A 16,212-nucleotide genomic window follows, 5' to 3' on the forward strand; every position below is an offset into this window, starting at 1 on the left:
ACCGGCCACCGCCTTGTGCTGACTATATTGCCTGATCGCCCGCCATTATTTAAATGAAATTGCGGCATATGGATGTCTGCTGCCGACGCTATGCGCGGCAGCCACAAAGCAAAAAACCGGCCGCAGCCGGTTTTTTGCCTGGCCTGACTTACATCAGGTTCTGTTCTGCCACATTCAGGTTCAAATCGATCATCTGCGTGCTGACCGGATTTTCATCCTTCTTGCCGCCATCGCCACGCGCACATTCAATCGCATCCAGGTAGGCTGCGGTAATGTCGCCGGTGATGTACCGGCCATCGAAGCAGGAAGTTTCAAACTCGTGCAGCTTGGGATTGACCGAGTGCACTGCCTCTTGCAGGGCAGCCAGATCCTGGTAGATCACGGCGTCGGCACCAATCTCTTCGGCGATTTCCTGCTCGGTACGGCCGGTGGCCAGCAATTCGGCACGGGTCGGCATGTCGATGCCGTAGACATTGGGAAAGCGTACCGCCGGCGCAGCCGAAGCAAAGTAGACCTTGCGCGCACCGGCATCCCGCGCCATTTGCACGATTTCCTTGGAAGTAGTGCCTCGCACGATGGAGTCATCCACCAGCAAGACATTACGGTCCTTGAATTCGCAGGCCACCGGGTTGAGCTTCTGCCGTACCGATTTCTTGCGCACGGCCTGGCCCGGCATGATGAAGGTGCGGCCGATGTAGCGGTTCTTGATAAAGCCTTCGCGATACGGCAGACCCAGACTATTGGCCAGGGCGAGTGCACTGGGGCGGCTGGTATCCGGGATCGGCATCACCACATCGATATCCAGCGCAGGCAGCACGCGACGGATTTTCTCACCCAGCTTCTCACCCATCACAATGCGCGACTGGTAAACCGAGGCGCCGTCGATCACCGAATCCGGGCGGGCAAAGTAAACATATTCGAACAGGCAGGGCGCATGACGCACTTCCTTGGCGCAGGGACGGGCGTGGAAATCGCCATCAAAGCTGACGAACACTCCTTCACCCGGCTCGACATCGCGCAGGATGCTGAAACCGGAGCAATCCAGTGCCACCGATTCGGACGCAAACATGTATTCGGTCTTGCCACTTCCCTGGGTACTGCCGATCACCAGCGGGCGGATGCCATTGGGATCGCGGAAGGCCACCAGGCCGTAACCGGCGATCAGCGCCACCACGGCGTAGGCGCCGCGCACGCGGCGATGCACAGCCTCGATGGCACCAAAAATGGCTTCCACGCTCAACTCGAAACCTTCCACCCGCGCCGCCAGCTCATGGGCAAACACATTGAGCAGCACTTCCGAGTCGGAGTTGGTATTGATATGACGCAGGTCGTGACGGAACATGTCCGCCTTCAGCTCTTCGGTATTGGTCAGGTTGCCGTTATGCGCCAGCACGATGCCAAACGGCGAGTTGACATAGAAAGGCTGGGCTTCCGCCAGACTGGAAGCAGAGCCTGCCGTGGGATAACGCACATGGGCGATTCCGGCATTGCCCATCAGCGAACGCATATTGCGGGTGCGGAACACATCGCGCACCATGCCGCTGCCCTTGTGCATGTGAAAGGTCTTGCCACTGGAAGTGACAATACCCGCCGCATCCTGTCCACGGTGCTGCAGCACTTGCAGTCCGTCATACAACAACTGGTTGACGGGAGACTGCCCTACCACGCCTAGGATTCCACACATTGCTCTACTCTCTCTTCCCAACTACCTGGATTTTCAGACAAAACATACAGCCAAAGAAAAAGGCGGAAATCTTGAAGTGAAGATATCAAGATATTCCGCCTGTTTCATCACACTATCCCGTGTAATGCAGGTTGTCTGCCAGCATCGCCGGCAGCCAGGGCCTTAATGACAAGGCCAATGATTCAAATGGAGCGGCCAATACCGCATTCCTCCACATAGGCTGGCGCGGCAGATCACTCAGACCGCCCACCAGCACCAGCACCGTGACCAGTACCAGCCCGCGAGCCAGACCAAACACGGCACCCATCAATCGGTTCAGACCACCCAGCCCGGTCGAGTCCAGCAAACTGGTCAGGGTGATGCGCAATAAAGCCGTGGCCAGCCACGACAGGAAAAACAGCAACACAAACGAGGCCACCAGGCGCAAACCCTGGCTGGGCAACTCGTTTGGCATGAAGGTGGCCAGCAGTGGCGACAATTCCTTGGCACACCAGAAGGCCAGCAACCAGGACCCCAGCGACAACACCTCGGCCACCAGGCCGCGCACCAGGGCCACCAGCACCGAACCCAGCACGATGGCTATCACAATGTAGTCAAAGACTGTCATCGGCGCTTACTTGTTGACAATGATGCCGGATACGCCGGCCTGCGACAGCTTGTGCAAGGCTGCTTCGGCTTCGGCACGCGAGGCAAACGGCCCCACCCGCACCCGGGTCACTTCACCCTTGCTGGTCTGTACCTTGCTGAAATGAGCGGACACGCCCAAGCCGGACAATTTGCTCTTGAGCGCGTCGGCCTTGGCCGGGTCAGACAAGGCCGCCAGCTGGATCACCGCCTTGCCACCGGCGCCATTATCCACTTTTTCCGGCTTGGACTCACTTTTCTTTGTGGCCGCACTGCCGGGAGCCGGCTCTTCGTCGAAGTGTCCCGCCAGAATGGCGGCAGGATCAGCCTGCTTGCGCTTGGGCTGCTCCGGCTTGCCAAGCGGTTTGCTGTCGGCCTTGGGCGGTTTTTCCACATGCGCCACCAGCGGCTTGGCTTCCGCCGGCTTGCTGGCGGTCTTTTTCTTTACCGGCTCATGCGCGGCAGGCTGACTGGCCGCTTCTGCCGGCTTGGGTTTGCTTGCTTGTACTGCGGCCACGGCGCCGACGGCAGCAACCGCGGCAACGGCCGGCGCGGCATGGCTGGCAGTGGCGGCCGGCCGGTCGGGCTCGACCGAAGCCAGATCTGCCGGCAACTGAGTCCCGGCCGGCTTGGCAGCCGGGGCAGAGGCGGCGGCCAGATGTGCTGCCGAGGCCTGCACCTTGCTGGCCAGCGGCGCGGAGCTGGCACCCGCTACGGTTTCTGCCGGCGGCAGGGCTGCATCAGCTGGCGTGCCGGAAGCCTCGCTGGCGATCTCCACCGATTCGGGGCGCATTTGCTGCTCGGGCAGGTGGCCAACGACATTCCACAGTACGCCGGTGGACACCGTGACCAGCACAATCGCCCCCACCAGGCGACGCCTGGCGCGCTTGCGCAACAGAATCAGTTCATCGTGAGCAGACAGAGCCATGCAATCCTCAAATTCGTTGCTGACGGGCTTCCATCACCTCGGCCACGGTGTGGAAAGAGCCGAAAACGGTAATTCTATCATTCTCACCCGCTGCCGATAAGGCAGCTTGCCAGGCCGAGGCCACATCCACAAAAGCCTGCACCTTGCCAATGCCCAATGCCTGCAGCCGTGCGGCAATGTCCGCCCCGCTCTGCCCGCGCGGCATGTCCAGCCCGGCGACGAACCAGCCGTCAAATTCGCCACGCGCCAGCTCGGCCACCGCCGGCAGATCCTTGTCCGCCAGCATGGAAAACACCGCGTAACGGTTTTCGGCAAACGGCAGCTGGCGCAGACTGGCCACCATGGCCTTGACCGCGTGCGGATTGTGACCGACATCCAGCACCACCAGCGGACGGCCCGGCAATACCTGGAAACGGCCAGGCCAGTCCACCTCGACCAAACCTTGCTTCAGCGCACCAATGCCGACCGGCAGGCGCTCATGCAGGCAGTCGAGCACCGCCAATGCCGCAGCGGCATTGCCCAGCTGATAGCCGCCGCGCAGGGCCGGCATCGGCAAGGCATGACGCCGTGAAGTTCCCATCTGGAAAGACCACTGGTTTTCCATGCGCTGGTAACTGTAATCGCGCCCGACCAGCTTGAGCTCGGCACCGATGGCAGCGGCATGATCCAGCAGGCGCTGCGGTGGCTGCGGGTCTGCGCAGATGGCGGGCTTGCCGGGGCGATAGATGCCCGCCTTTTCAAAGCCGATGTCTTCGCGGTTGTCTCCCAGAATGGCCGCGTGATCGATATCCACACTGACCACCACCGAGACGTCCGGTTCAAAGATATTGACTGCATCCAGCCGCCCGCCCAGACCGACCTCCATGATCGCCACATCGACCTGCTCTTCGACGAAGCTGTGCATGGCGCCCAGCGTGCCGAATTCGAAATAGGTCAGCGAGGTGTCGCCACGCGCCGCATCGATGGCAGCAAAGCTCTGCATGATGCGCGCATCACTGACCGGCTGCAGATCGATGGCCACGCGCTCGTTGTAACGGAGGATGTGCGGCGAGGTGTAACAGCCCACCTTGAAACCGGCACGCTGATACATGGTGGAGAGCATGGCACAGACCGAACCCTTACCATTGGTACCTGCCACCATGATGACGGGGAAAGCCGGCTTCAGCCGCATGGCGTCCCAGACCTGGCGTACCCGGTCCAGCCCCATGTCGATGGCGCTGGCATGCAGGCCCTCGAGCCAGCCCAGCCATTCGTTCAGAGTTGTTTTTTGCGTCATGGATGCTCTACGACAGCAGACGGCTCAGTCGCCACGTCTGCATGAAACCACAGCAGATAAACCCGCAACTGCCGCAATGCTTGGGCTTCAGCACTATCCGGCAGCAACAGGCAGCTGTGACGACGGCCTGCAGCCGTCACATTGACAATAAGGAGAAACGGCGAGATGAAACAGTCGTCTCCGGGCACTACTTCAAGCGCGCGGCCGGCATAGTGCCAGTACATCCGGCCCAGCCCGTCCACCGCTATCGCTTGCAAGGGGCTGCGCCGCCACCAGCCATTGGCGCGCAACGCCTGCCAGCCAAGCAGGCACTGCAAGGGCAGCAGCCACCATAAGTCCGCGACATAAACCAACACCAGCACGGCGGACAGCAACAACAGGCCGGACAACAAGCCCAGCCAGTAACGCGACGGGCGGATGCGCAGGGCAAATGGCGGTAGCAACTGGCGCGCGCGCATGGCCGACGCGCTTACAGCTCGCTGGCCGGTGTATTGCTGATGTCGGCGTCGACGGTATCCAGCACGGTGGAGTGGATCTCCACGTCAAACCACTCCCAGAAGGCCTTCAGCGACATATCCTTGGGCCACAGGTCTTCATCGTCATACCAGGAAGCCACTTCAATCTTGAACAATTGTTCGTACTGCTCGTCGATATGGGCAACCGCCTCTTCCGGCTCGTTGAATTCCGGCAGCAGGATCACCGTACAGTCGCTACGCAGGCTATCCAGGGTCAAATCCACCATATCGTTGCCGGGCACGGCATTCAGCCAGTCCAGAAACGCTTGCTTGGGCTTGATCACAGCCACCGAGCGGTCAACAAAATACATGGCAATCCTTTCCATTCCGAGTTGGCGCGCATTGTAACCCAAGTCGGCAAGGGCCAGCACGCCGCATGCTACAATTGCGGCCATTGTCACCCGATTACAAGATGCCTCAATGTCATTGATTTCTGTTGAAAAGGCCTGCCTGGCGTTTGGCCACCACGCCCTGCTGGATAATGTGGATTTCTCACTGGAGCCGGGCGAAGTGGTCGGCCTGATCGGTCGCAACGGCGCAGGCAAGTCATCCCTGCTCAAGGGCATTGCCGGTGCCATCACCCTGGACGACGGACGCATCAACATCAAGGGCGATGTGCGCGTGGCCTACGTGGCGCAGGAACCGGAATTCAACCCGGAACAAACGGTATTTGAAGCGGTGGCCGAAGGATTGGGCGATCTGCAGGCACTGCTGAGCGAATACCATCACATCACCCAGCAGCTGACCCAGGCCGATGCCGACCACACCGCCGCACTGGCGCGCATGGAAACCCTGCAACATGAGCTGGAAGCCCGCGATGGCTGGCAGTTTGACGCGCTGATTGCCACCACGCTGTCCCATCTGGAACTCAAGCCCGACACGCTGATTCGCGAGCTGTCCGGCGGCTGGAAAAAACGGGTGGCGCTGGCCCGCGCACTGACCGCCAAACCGGAAGTGCTGCTGCTGGATGAACCGACCAACCATCTGGACGTTGCCGCCATCGAATGGCTGGAAGGGCTGCTCAAGAACTTTGCCGGCAGCGTATTGCTGATCACCCACGACCGGCGTTTTCTGGATAATGTGGCCACCCGCATCATCGAGCTGGACCGCGGCATCCTGCGCAGCTATCCGGGCAGTTTCTCTGCTTACCAGGTACGCAAGGCTGAAGAAATCGCCATCGAGGAAGAACAGAACCGCATTTTCGACAAGTTTCATGCCCAGGAAGAGGTATGGATACGCAAGGGCATCGAGGCGCGCCGTACCCGTAACGAAGGCCGCGTGCGCCGGCTGGAAGCCATCCGCCGCGAGCGCAGTGCCCGGCGCGAACGCGTGGGCCAGGTGAATTTCCAGCTGGACCCGGGCGAACGCTCCGGCAAGCTGGTGGCCGAACTGGAAGGCGTGAGCAAGGGCTTCGAAGGCCGCACGCTGATCAGGAATTTCACCACCCGCATCCTGCGGGGCGACAAGATCGGCCTGATCGGCCCCAACGGTGCCGGCAAGACCACCCTGCTCAAGCTGATTCTGGGCCAGCTGGAGGCCGACAGCGGCAGCATCAAGCAAGGCAGCAAGCTGGATATCGCCTACTTCGACCAGTTCCGCGAGCAGCTGGATGAGGACACCAGCGTGGCCGACATCATCAGCCAGGGCAATGACTTCGTCGAAATCGGCGGCGTCAAGAAGCATGTGATGAGCTATCTGGAAGACTTCCTGTTCTCACCGCAGCGCGCGCGCAGCCCGGTGCGTTCGCTGTCGGGTGGCGAGCGCAACCGTCTGCTGCTGGCGCGGCTGTTCACCCGCCCGGCCAATGTGCTGGTGCTGGATGAACCCACCAACGATCTGGATATCGACACGCTGGAACTGCTGGAAGATGTCATCGCCCAATACTCCGGCACCGTATTTCTGGTCAGCCACGACCGCGCCTTCCTCGATAATGTGGTCACCCAGGTGATTGCCTTTGAAGGCGAGGGCCAGCTGGAAGAATATCCGGGCGGCTATCAGGACTGGATCGACACCCGTGCCCGCATGGCGGCGCTGAAACCGGCAGAAAGCAGCAAGCCGGCCGCAGCCCCCAGCACCGCACCCGCGCGCCAGGACAAGCCCAAGGCCGGCCGCAGCAAGCTTTCCTACAATGAAGGTCGTGAGCTGGCGGCCTTGCCCGACGAGATCGCCGCGCTGGAAACCGAGCAAGCCACGCTCAACCAGCAATTGCTCGACCCGAATTGCTATCGTGACCACCCCAAGGACGCCATTGCCTGGCAGCAACGTATCGAAGCCATCGATGAACTGCTGCTGGAAAAACTGGCGCGCTGGGAAGAACTGGAGGCAAAACAGAAATGAGTATCCACCGGCCCACCCCGCCTTCGCCCGAACGTCGACATTTCCTCGGCGGTGCCCTGCTCGGTTCGCTGGCACTGTGGCTGAGTGCCTGCGGCACACCACCCCGCAAAACCAGCCAGCTGCGTCCCCATCCTTCACAGGACAAGACGCTGTCCGCGCTGAAGGCAGACGGAGCGGGCCGGGAAATTCTCATGTACACCCTGGGCCTGCTTGATCTGGACTACAAATTCGGCGGCGCCAACCCGGAAGCCGGGCTGGATTGCAGCGGCATGGTCAGCTACATCTACCAGAATGCTGTCGGGGTAAAACTGCCGCACAATGCCGCCCAGATCGCCAGCCTGGCCCGCCCCGTCAGCAATAGCCAGATGCAGGTGGGCGACCTGGTGTTCTTCAACACCATGAACCGCTCCTTCTCGCACATGGGCATTTACATCGGCGACAACAAGTTCGTGCATGCTCCGCGTACCAATAGCGCCATCCGCGTCGACCGGCTGGACAACAGCTACTTCGCGGCGCGCTACGAGGGCGCGCGTACGCTGTTTGCCTGAACATGCAAGCATCCTGGAGCAGCCGGCTGCAACGCAGCTGGCAGCAGCGCCCCATTCTGCATCGCGATGGCGTATCCCTGCAGGAAGCCTGGCTGCTGCGCAAGCTGCAGCAAGCACTGAATGGTGACAGCCTGCAAATTGACGGCCTGTCACTGCTCAGCCGCGACAGCACCCTGCACCTGACCGCCCATCACCCCCTGGCCGCCCGACTGACCCTGCATTTCGATTTTTTGCCGGTGGACTGGAACAGCCGCCAGATCTGCTTGCGCTACCAGGTGCAGGGCGAGGCCATCTCCCCCTCCACCACCCGTCGCGTACTGGGCGGACTGTTGCTGGGTGTACTGGAAGGCGCTTTCGGCCACAAGGCATTGCAGCAACTGACCAAGCCGCTGGACTGGCTGACGCTGGAGCAGGATGTTGCCATGATCGACCTCACCCGGCTGCCAGCGCTGCAACCATGGCTGGACTACCCATTGCTGGGCAAGCCAGTGAGTGAACGCATTGTCATTCGCGCACTGGAAACCTCTCCCGGGCAACTACGCATCTATCTGGGCCGCCCCCAAGCCCTTTCCGACTAAGCAGTCATTTGTTCCGATTTATCATGCCTGAATGACATGGCATGGTGGCCCTTCCCTATCTCCCGGGCCAAAGCCATGTCATTTCTCCACAATCTGCGGATCGCACTGGCACTGGTATGGCAGGCAGCCCCTGCGGCGCTGTGCCTGGCCATTATTTCCAATTTGCTGGTCAGCAGCATCCCCACCCTATTGCTGTATTTGAATGCGCAATTGCTTGAGCAGCTCACCACCAATATGGCCAGCGCTGTCTTGATATCCTTGCTGCTGCCTTATCTGCTGCTTAGCGGATTTCAGGACAGCTTTAGCCTGGTGGCCAACTTCAGCGTGGACACCCTGCGCGATGCGCTGAGCATGCATCTCAAACAGCGTGTCAATACCATGATTGCCACCTTTCCCGACCTGAGCATTCATGAAAACCCTGCATTACGGGAAACCGCCATTCTGGCAAGCCGCGCCAGCGAAGAGATAAGCGACCTGCTGCTGTGCCTGTATGCCGTCGCCTCAAGAATCTTCATGACCCTGCCGCTCTTGCTCCTGCTGGGACAAACCGCATGGTGGATCCCCTTGCTGTTACTGGCAGGCATGCTGCCGGTATTGCTGGTTCGCGCACAAGCCGAATCAAAAAGCTGGGATGTGCAGGCACATCACGCAGCCACATTCAACGAACTGCGCATTCTGGACCGGATACTCACCCAACCCGATTTTGCCAAGGATTTGCGCACGTTTCGCATGCAGGTACATTTAATGGCGCGCTGGCGCGGTTTGTATCAGGGCTATCTGGACAAGGTCAAACAGGTCCGCATGCTCAATGTCCTCAAGCTGGCAGCCAGCTCAATGTTTGCCTGCATCTGCCTCGGGCTCCCGCTGCATGGCGTCATCACCGGTTACCAGCAAGGCCGCTTCAGCATTGCCCAGCTAGCCTTCCTGCTCGGAGCGCTGGTCCAGATGAAAGATAGCCTGGCCATCATCATTTATAATTTTGGCGATATGTTGCGTGCCTCCCACTGCGTCATTCCCTTTGGCAAGCTGCTTGCCTTGCATCAGGAAAAAATGCGGCCCGCCCCACCAGCACAAAGCGTTATTGCGCAGTCCGGCAACAATCATCATCTGGTTCTGGAAAAAATACGGTTTTCATATCAGGACAGCACAGCGCCGGTTCTGGACGACATCAATCTGACCATTCACCCACGCGAAGTCATTGCCCTTGTTGGCGATAATGGTGCCGGCAAATCCACCTTGCTCAAGATACTGAGCGGCTTATACCAGCCCACTGGCGGCCAACTGCACTGGAACAGCCGGCACACACCACCCCGTGTCATCACAGTGTTTCAGGATTTTTCCCGCTTTCCTCTCACCGTCAGCGAGAATCTGGTAGTGGATGACCCCTTACGCCGCGCGGAATGCCTGACTGCTGTCGGACTATCATGCCTTGTCGACAAAACCGACATCCCGCTTAGCGCCGAAATTCCAGCGGGCATTGATCTTTCCGGCGGCCAATGGCAGCGCCTGGCCATTGCCCGCGCCATGGCCCATGCCGATGAGGCCGACCTTTTGCTGTTCGACGAGCCTACCTCGGCACTCGACCCGGAATCTGAGGCTGGCATCATGCAAGGCATTCTCCAGCTTTCCCGCCAGAAAACCGCCATTATTGCCAGCCATCGGCTGGCCCTGACACGCTTTGTCGACCGTATTGTGGTGCTGCATCAGGGCAGCGTTGTTGAACAAGGGCCACATGATCAGTTAATGGCGCTAAATGGCAAATACGCACGGATGTTTCAACAGCAGGCCATGTATTACCAGGATCAAAGGGGAGAGAGTTCCACTACGGACTGATAGCAGCGGATACCGCCCTGCCCGGCAAGCAGCGCAGCCTTCCGCAGCCGATCACAACAAAAAACCCCGCCGCAGCGGGGTTTTCTCATATCAAGGCTAAAAAATCAGCCCTTGACGACCTTGGCAATGGCTTCGGCCACATACGGCAGGTTCTTGCTGTTCAGCGCGGCCAGGCAGATGCGGCCGGTGGATACCGCGTAGATGCCGAATTCGCTCTTCAGCACTTCCACTTGAGCTGCAGTCAGACCGGTGTAGGAGAACATGCCGCGTTGCTGGGCCACGAAGGAGAAGTCCTGCTCCACGCCCTGCGCCTTGATGGCTTCGACCAGACCGGTACGCATGGCGCGGATGCGGTCGCGCATGCCGGCCAGTTCGTCTTCCCACTGCTGGCGCAGCTCAGGGCTGGACAGCACGGCAGCCACCATGGCGGCACCGTGGATCGGCGGGTTGGAGTAGTTGGTGCGGATCACGCGCTTCAGCTGCGACAGTACGCGGCCGGTTTCTTCCTTGCTGGCAGTCACGATGGACAGGGCGCCAACACGCTCGCCATACAGCGAGAAGCTCTTGGAGAAGGAGCTGGACACGAAGAATTGCAGACCGGAAGCGGAGAACAGACGCACGGCCACGGCGTCGGCATCGATGCCATCGGCAAAGCCCTGATACGCCATGTCGAGGAAGGGAACCAGACCCTGGGCGCGGCACACTTCCACCACTTCGGCCCACTGGGCGTCGGACAGATCGGCACCGGTCGGGTTGTGGCAGCAGGCATGCAGCACGATGACCGAACCGGCAGCCAGGCTTTGCAGGAAGGACTTCATGCCGGCAAAGTCGACACCACGGGTGGCGGCGTCGTAGTACGGATAGTTTTCCACTTCGAAACCGGCAGACTCGAACAGCGCGCGGTGGTTTTCCCACGACGGGTTGCTGATGTAAACCTTGGATTCCGGGTTCAGACGCTTGAGGAAGTCGGCACCGATTTTCAGTGCGCCGGTACCACCCAGTGCCTGGGCGGTCACTACCTGGCCATTGCTGATCAGCGCGCTATCCGCACCGAACAGCAGGTTTTGCACGGCGCTGTCGTAAGCGGCCGGGCCTTCGATCGGCTGATAACCACGCGGCAGCATGGCATCAACACGGGCCTTTTCCGCGGCCTTGACGGCTGCCAGCAGCGGAATCTTGCCATTATCGTCGCTGTACACACCCACACCCAGGTTCACCTTGAAGGGACGGGTATCGGCGTTGAAAGCTTCGTTCAGGCCAAGAATCGGGTCGCGCGGGGCCAGTTCTACCGCGGCGAAGATCGAAGAGGTCATGCAGGGGCTCCATTTGCTTTGCAGAACAGCCGCAACCGGGGCGCTGACACAGGCAGCGGGCCGCGGCTGATTGATGAAAATCTTTGTCCGGGACAAAGTTTACCATCATCTGGCCGCTTGCTGCCGCCCCAGGCCGACAAAACAACAAGCTGCCACCTGCTTACACACTGGCGGGACAAATGGCATATTCTGCAAGAGCAGGCAGACATCCGTGCCAAGGGCTGAACCATGCGGCAGCCTGCCCGGTCCTAGCCCAGGCACAAACGCATATACCGGAGAGCGCTCATGAAAAAAGGCATTTTGCTGTTCTGGCCGTCCTTTATCATCGCCGTACTGGCCACCAGCGTGTTTTTCTCGATTTTCGATCCTGCCGAACTCACACTGCATGGCAATGCCCTGTTTGCCGACAAGCTGTCGGCCTATTCGGTATTTTTCCTGATCAGTTGGGCTTTCGGCGCACTGAACACAGCCATCGTGCTGGTACTGGAAAAATCCTCGCGCGACATCAATGGTTTCACCCCGCCGCCGGTTCAACCGATGGATGAGGCAGAAGACCCGCTGCGCAACTGATAGTCACGCAGGCAAAAGGGCGACCCTGGTCGCCCTTGTTCATTGCCACACCGCGAAACATCATGCTGTCTGCGAGGCAGATGTCTGACACACCACAAAGTATTTGCGCACCGCCTGCACCACCTCGAACACGCCGACAAAGCCGGCAGGAATCACGGCCGCCTCGCCGGGCTTCACGTCCACCACCTTCCCGGCTTCATCATGCAGGCGCACCAGCCCCTCGATCACGCAGAAAAATTCATGCTTGTCAGCGGCAAAGTGAATGCGCCAGGCCCCTGGCTCACAAGCCCAGACGCCACAACTCAGCACCTCATCGGCGGTTTCGTAATGGGTCCAGGTATGGCGTTGCGGGTTCCCGGACAGCAAACGCTCCGGACGGGGCCGGTCTGTGACGGGGTGGACTGATTTGCCAGAAAAATGGGTAATGTGGCTCATGCGCTTATGGGCGATAAAATCAACAAGACCGCTATTATGCGGGCCTGGTTTAGCGCATTCCAAGCCCGTCGACAAAACGGGATAGACATTCAAAGCCCGTCTTGCCACTTGATGGACGCATGCGAGCCATCACAGAAAGGCTTGTTGCTGGAGGCACCGCAGCGGCACAAGGTCATGCGTTCACGTACCGGGTAAGGCTTTCCCTGCTCCACCTCCAGCACGTCTGCCGCCTTGACCCATATGGCTGCAGAACAGCCCCACTGGGGATCTTCCAGCAAGTACAAGGATGGGGTATCCGGCTCCTTGCTGATTGGCTGCTGCGATTGCATATCCCACACTTTCAAGCGCCCTGCCGGACAATGTTCGGCCTCGCGTACCGTCAAGGCAATCGATTCTGCATCGGCTTGCTCCACCAAGTGCCAAATCTGGCCGCCGGCATCGCAAAAGCGGGCAAATGCACACAGCTTTTCGGCATCCGACAAGGCGACCACCGGCCCTTCTTGCAGCTCCGCCTGCTGCGCATATTCAGCCCGTGTTGCTGCCACGCGACCATCGAAAGCAATACGCTGGTGGCTGCCATCACAGTAGGGTTTGTTGGCTGAGTGACCACAACGACACAGCGCGCTTCCCTCTTCCTTCAGCGGAAAGCTTTTCCCTTTGCGGTAGCTCCAGGATATACCTTGGGCGTCAGGCTGGATAAACAGTTGCGTGATTTGGCTTGCGCCGCTCACACGATAGGGTCCATCGACCATAACAGTAATTTTCAATGCTTTCATTGCCTGCTCCTGTGCGCTGATGAGCTAACCTTGCCGCATTATGTGACTGTCTGTTCGTTCAGTAATTGGGCCTTGTCGCAGGCAGAACAACGACTCTTCTGATGCATCCGCAGAAAAGCAGCCGGCGTAAAAAAAGCCGACCACCAGGGTCGGCTTTGTTGAAGTTGGTGTTGCAGCCTCAGGCAAATACCAGCTGCCCGTTGCGCGCCTCCACCATAATGGTGGCCTTGGGCGGATACTTGCCGGCCAGAATGCTCTTGGCCAGCGGGTTTTCCAGCTCGTTCTGGATGGCGCGCTTGAGCGGACGTGCGCCATACACCGGATCGAAGCCGGCCTCGGACAGCAGGGACAGGGCCTCTTCGCTGATTTGCAGGTTCAGCTCCAGCTTGGCCAGGCGGCTTTCCAGACCCTTGAGCTGGATACGGGCAATCGCCTTGATATTCTTCTCGTCCAGACCGTGGAACACCACCACCTCATCAATACGGTTGATGAACTCGGGGCGGAAATGCGTTTTCACCTCGGCCATCACCGCCAGTTTGATCACCTGGTAGTCATCCGTCGCCATGGCCTGAATCTGCTGGCTACCCATATTGGAAGTCATCACCACCACCGTGTTCTTGAAGTCCACGGTGCGGCCCTGGCCATCGGTCAGGCGGCCATCATCCAGTACTTGCAGCAGGATGTTGAACACATCCGGATGCGCCTTTTCCACCTCGTCCAACAGAATCACGCTATATGGTTTGCGGCGCACCTGCTCGGTCAGATAACCACCCTCCTCATAGCCGACATAGCCCGGAGGCGCACCGATCAGCCGCGCCACCGAGTGCTTCTCCATGTACTCGGACATGTCGATGCGGATCAGATGCTCCTCGCTGTCGAACATGAAACCAGCCAGGGTCTTGCACAGCTCGGTCTTGCCCACGCCAGTCGGCCCCAGGAACAGGAAGGAACCATAAGGCTTGTTGGGGTCGGCCAGACCGGAACGCGAACGACGGATGGCATCGGCCACTGCACGTACCGCTTCGTCCTGCCCCACCACACGCTGGTGCAATACTTCTTCCATGCGCAGCAGTTTTTCCCGCTCACCGGTCAGCATTTTCGACACCGGAATACCGGTGGCGCGGCTGATGACTTCGGCAATTTCCTCGGCCCCTACCTGGGTGCGCAACAGGCGGTTGGGCTTGTTGTCGGCACCGGCATCGGCGGCTTCGGCCTCACGCAACTGGGCTTCCAGCTGTGGCAGCTTGCCGTATTGCAGCTCGGCCAGTTTCTGCCAGTCGCCCTTGCGCTTGAGGTCTTCCATCTCCACCTTGAGGCGGTCGATTTCCTCCTTGATGGTCTGGCTGCCTTGCGCTGCAGCTTTTTCGGCCTTCCAGATTTCTTCCATGTCGGCATATTCACGCTGCAGACGCTGGATTTCTTCCTCGATCAGTTGCAGACGCTTCTGGCTGGCTTCGTCGGTTTCCTTGTTGACCGCTTCGCGCTCGATCTTCAGCTGGATCAGGCGGCGATCCAGCTTGTCCATGGCTTCCGGCTTGGAATCCAGCTCCATCTTGATGCGGCTGGCTGCTTCATCGATCAGGTCGATGGCCTTGTCAGGCAGGAAACGGTCGGTGATATAGCGATGGGACAGCTCGGCCGCGGCCACGATGGCCGGGTCGGTGATGTCCACGCCATGGTGGATTTCGTACTTTTCCTGCAGACCGCGCAAGATGGCAATGGTGTCTTCCACCGTCGGCTCATTCACCAGCACCTTCTGGAAGCGGCGTTCCAGTGCGGCGTCCTTTTCGATGTACTTGCGGTATTCATCCAGCGTGGTGGCGCCAATGCAATGCAGCTCGCCACGCGCCAGTGCCGGCTTGAGCATATTGCCGGCATCCATGGCGCCTTCGGCCTTGCCCGCCCCGACCAGGGTATGGATTTCATCGATAAAGATCAGCGTCTGGCCGTCGTCCTTGGACAGGTCATTCAGCACGGCTTTCAGCCGTTCTTCGAATTCACCGCGGAACTTGGCACCAGCGATCAGCGCCGCCAGGTCCAGCACCAGCAGGCGCTTGTTCTTCAGGCTTTCCGGCACTTCGCCATTGACGATGCGCTGGGCCAGACCTTCCACGATGGCGGTCTTGCCCACGCCCGGCTCGCCGATCAGCACCGGGTTGTTCTTGGTACGGCGCAACAATACCTGGATGGCGCGGCGGATTTCATCATCACGGCCGATCACCGGATCCAGCTTGCCACTGCGCGCACGCTCGGTCAGGTCGGTGGTGTACTTTTTCAGCGCCTCACGCTGGCTTTCCGCGTCCTGGCTGCCCACGGTCTGGCCGCCACGCACCGCCTGAATGGCGGCCTGGATGGCATTGTGGTTGCCGCCATGTTCCTTGAGCAGACGGCCGGTTTCCCCCTTGTCCTGCGACAGGGCGGACAGGAAGGACTCGCTGGAAATGTATTCATCGCCCTGCTTGGTGGCGATCTTGTCGGTGACATTGAGCAGATTGCCCAGGTCGCGCGACACGGTGATTTCGCCATTGCCGCCCTGCACTTTCGGCAGGCGCTGGATGGCACTTTTCAATGCCAGCTTGAGGCCCGGCACATTGACGCCAGCACGGGCCAGCAGGCCGCCGATGCCGCTGTCGTTGTCGTCCATCATGGCCAGCAGCAGGTGCTGGGCTTCGATATAAGCGTTGTCTTCGGCCAGTGCCATGCTTTGTGCATCGCCCAGTGCCTGCTGGAATTTTGTGGTCAGTTTTTCGAATCTCATCAAAAAGCTCCTTCAAAACAAGATTGTGATCTGTTTG

The 16,212-nt window shown here is 59.7% G+C and carries 15 protein-coding genes; 5 read left to right on the forward strand and 10 right to left on the reverse strand.

Going from position 1 to position 16,212, the window contains the following annotated elements; translation table 11 throughout:
• Window positions 1-148: 148 nt before the first annotated feature.
• The 6 genes from purF to JHD64_RS12535 form a co-directional block, all read right to left on the reverse strand.
• The gene (gene purF, locus JHD64_RS12510) at window positions 149-1,684 is read right to left on the reverse strand and encodes an amidophosphoribosyltransferase (protein WP_059286097.1); all 1,536 of its coding nucleotides are present in this window, start codon (window positions 1,682-1,684) and stop codon (window positions 149-151) included.
• A gap of 112 nt (window positions 1,685-1,796) precedes the next feature.
• Window positions 1,797-2,291, reverse strand: coding sequence for a CvpA family protein (locus JHD64_RS12515; RefSeq protein ID WP_059286098.1), 495 nt, complete (start codon window positions 2,289-2,291; stop codon window positions 1,797-1,799).
• A gap of 6 nt (window positions 2,292-2,297) precedes the next feature.
• Complete coding sequence (locus JHD64_RS12520; RefSeq protein ID WP_199053430.1) at window positions 2,298-3,236, reverse strand: SPOR domain-containing protein; 939 nt, start codon at window positions 3,234-3,236, stop codon at window positions 2,298-2,300.
• A 7-nt stretch (window positions 3,237-3,243) separates the two neighbouring features.
• Window positions 3,244-4,512 carry a bifunctional tetrahydrofolate synthase/dihydrofolate synthase gene (folC, locus tag JHD64_RS12525; RefSeq protein ID WP_199053431.1) on the reverse strand — a complete coding sequence of 423 codons (1,269 nt, stop codon included), beginning with the start codon at window positions 4,510-4,512 and terminating at the stop codon, window positions 3,244-3,246.
• A complete protein-coding gene (locus JHD64_RS12530; protein ID WP_370540955.1) occupies window positions 4,509-4,970 on the reverse strand; it encodes a protein YgfX in 462 nt (153 codons plus the stop codon). Before JHD64_RS12530 ends, folC begins: the two co-directional genes overlap by 4 nt.
• An 11-nt stretch (window positions 4,971-4,981) precedes the next feature.
• Complete coding sequence (locus tag JHD64_RS12535; protein ID WP_059285194.1) at window positions 4,982-5,338, reverse strand: hypothetical protein; 357 nt, start codon at window positions 5,336-5,338, stop codon at window positions 4,982-4,984.
• Window positions 5,339-5,447: 109 nt separating this feature from the next.
• Here JHD64_RS12535 and JHD64_RS12540 point away from each other — a divergent pair, with 109 nt between their 5' ends.
• The 4 genes from JHD64_RS12540 (at window position 5,448) to JHD64_RS12555 (ending at window position 10,323) form a co-directional block, all read left to right on the forward strand.
• Window positions 5,448-7,364, forward strand: a complete 1,917-nt coding sequence (locus JHD64_RS12540) for an ATP-binding cassette domain-containing protein (protein WP_199053433.1) — start codon at window positions 5,448-5,450, stop codon at window positions 7,362-7,364.
• Entirely contained in the window at window positions 7,361-7,912 is a 552-nt protein-coding gene (locus JHD64_RS12545; protein ID WP_199053434.1) for a C40 family peptidase, read from the forward strand. Before JHD64_RS12540 ends, JHD64_RS12545 begins: the two co-directional genes overlap by 4 nt.
• A gap of 2 nt (window positions 7,913-7,914) precedes the next feature.
• Complete coding sequence (locus JHD64_RS12550; protein ID WP_199053435.1) at window positions 7,915-8,490, forward strand: hypothetical protein; 576 nt, start codon at window positions 7,915-7,917, stop codon at window positions 8,488-8,490.
• Between the two features lie 75 nt (window positions 8,491-8,565).
• Window positions 8,566-10,323 carry an ATP-binding cassette domain-containing protein gene (locus JHD64_RS12555; RefSeq protein ID WP_199053436.1) on the forward strand — a complete coding sequence of 586 codons (1,758 nt, stop codon included), beginning with the start codon at window positions 8,566-8,568 and terminating at the stop codon, window positions 10,321-10,323.
• 104 nt (window positions 10,324-10,427) lie between these two features.
• Here JHD64_RS12555 and JHD64_RS12560 read toward each other — a convergent pair whose 3' ends face one another.
• Window positions 10,428-11,636 (reverse strand): amino acid aminotransferase, encoded by a 1,209-nt coding sequence (locus JHD64_RS12560; protein WP_199053437.1) that lies wholly within the window; start codon window positions 11,634-11,636, stop codon window positions 10,428-10,430.
• Between the two features lie 285 nt (window positions 11,637-11,921).
• On the opposite strand from JHD64_RS12560, the gene JHD64_RS12565 reads away from it, so the two are divergent.
• On the forward strand, window positions 11,922-12,206 hold the full coding sequence (locus JHD64_RS12565) for a hypothetical protein (protein ID WP_059285187.1): 285 nt from the start codon (window positions 11,922-11,924) through the stop codon (window positions 12,204-12,206).
• A 60-nt stretch (window positions 12,207-12,266) separates the two neighbouring features.
• On the opposite strand, the gene JHD64_RS12570 is transcribed toward JHD64_RS12565, so the two are convergent.
• The 3 genes from JHD64_RS12570 to clpB all read right to left on the reverse strand — a co-directional run bounded on the left by JHD64_RS12570 (window position 12,267) and on the right by clpB (window position 16,175).
• On the reverse strand, window positions 12,267-12,641 hold the full coding sequence (locus JHD64_RS12570) for a cupin domain-containing protein (RefSeq protein ID WP_199053438.1): 375 nt from the start codon (window positions 12,639-12,641) through the stop codon (window positions 12,267-12,269).
• A gap of 89 nt (window positions 12,642-12,730) precedes the next feature.
• Window positions 12,731-13,417 carry a CDGSH iron-sulfur domain-containing protein gene (locus JHD64_RS12575; protein WP_199053439.1) on the reverse strand — a complete coding sequence of 229 codons (687 nt, stop codon included), beginning with the start codon at window positions 13,415-13,417 and terminating at the stop codon, window positions 12,731-12,733.
• Window positions 13,418-13,595: 178 nt separating this feature from the next.
• Window positions 13,596-16,175: an ATP-dependent chaperone ClpB gene (clpB, locus tag JHD64_RS12580; protein WP_059285184.1), complete on the reverse strand. Its 2,580-nt coding sequence runs from the start codon at window positions 16,173-16,175 to the stop codon at window positions 13,596-13,598.
• Window positions 16,176-16,212: the final 37 nt, after the last annotated feature.

It is taken from the genome of Aquitalea sp. ASV15 (assembly GCF_016429115.1).
Classification (GTDB): Bacteria; Pseudomonadota; Gammaproteobacteria; order Burkholderiales; family Chromobacteriaceae; genus Aquitalea; species Aquitalea magnusonii.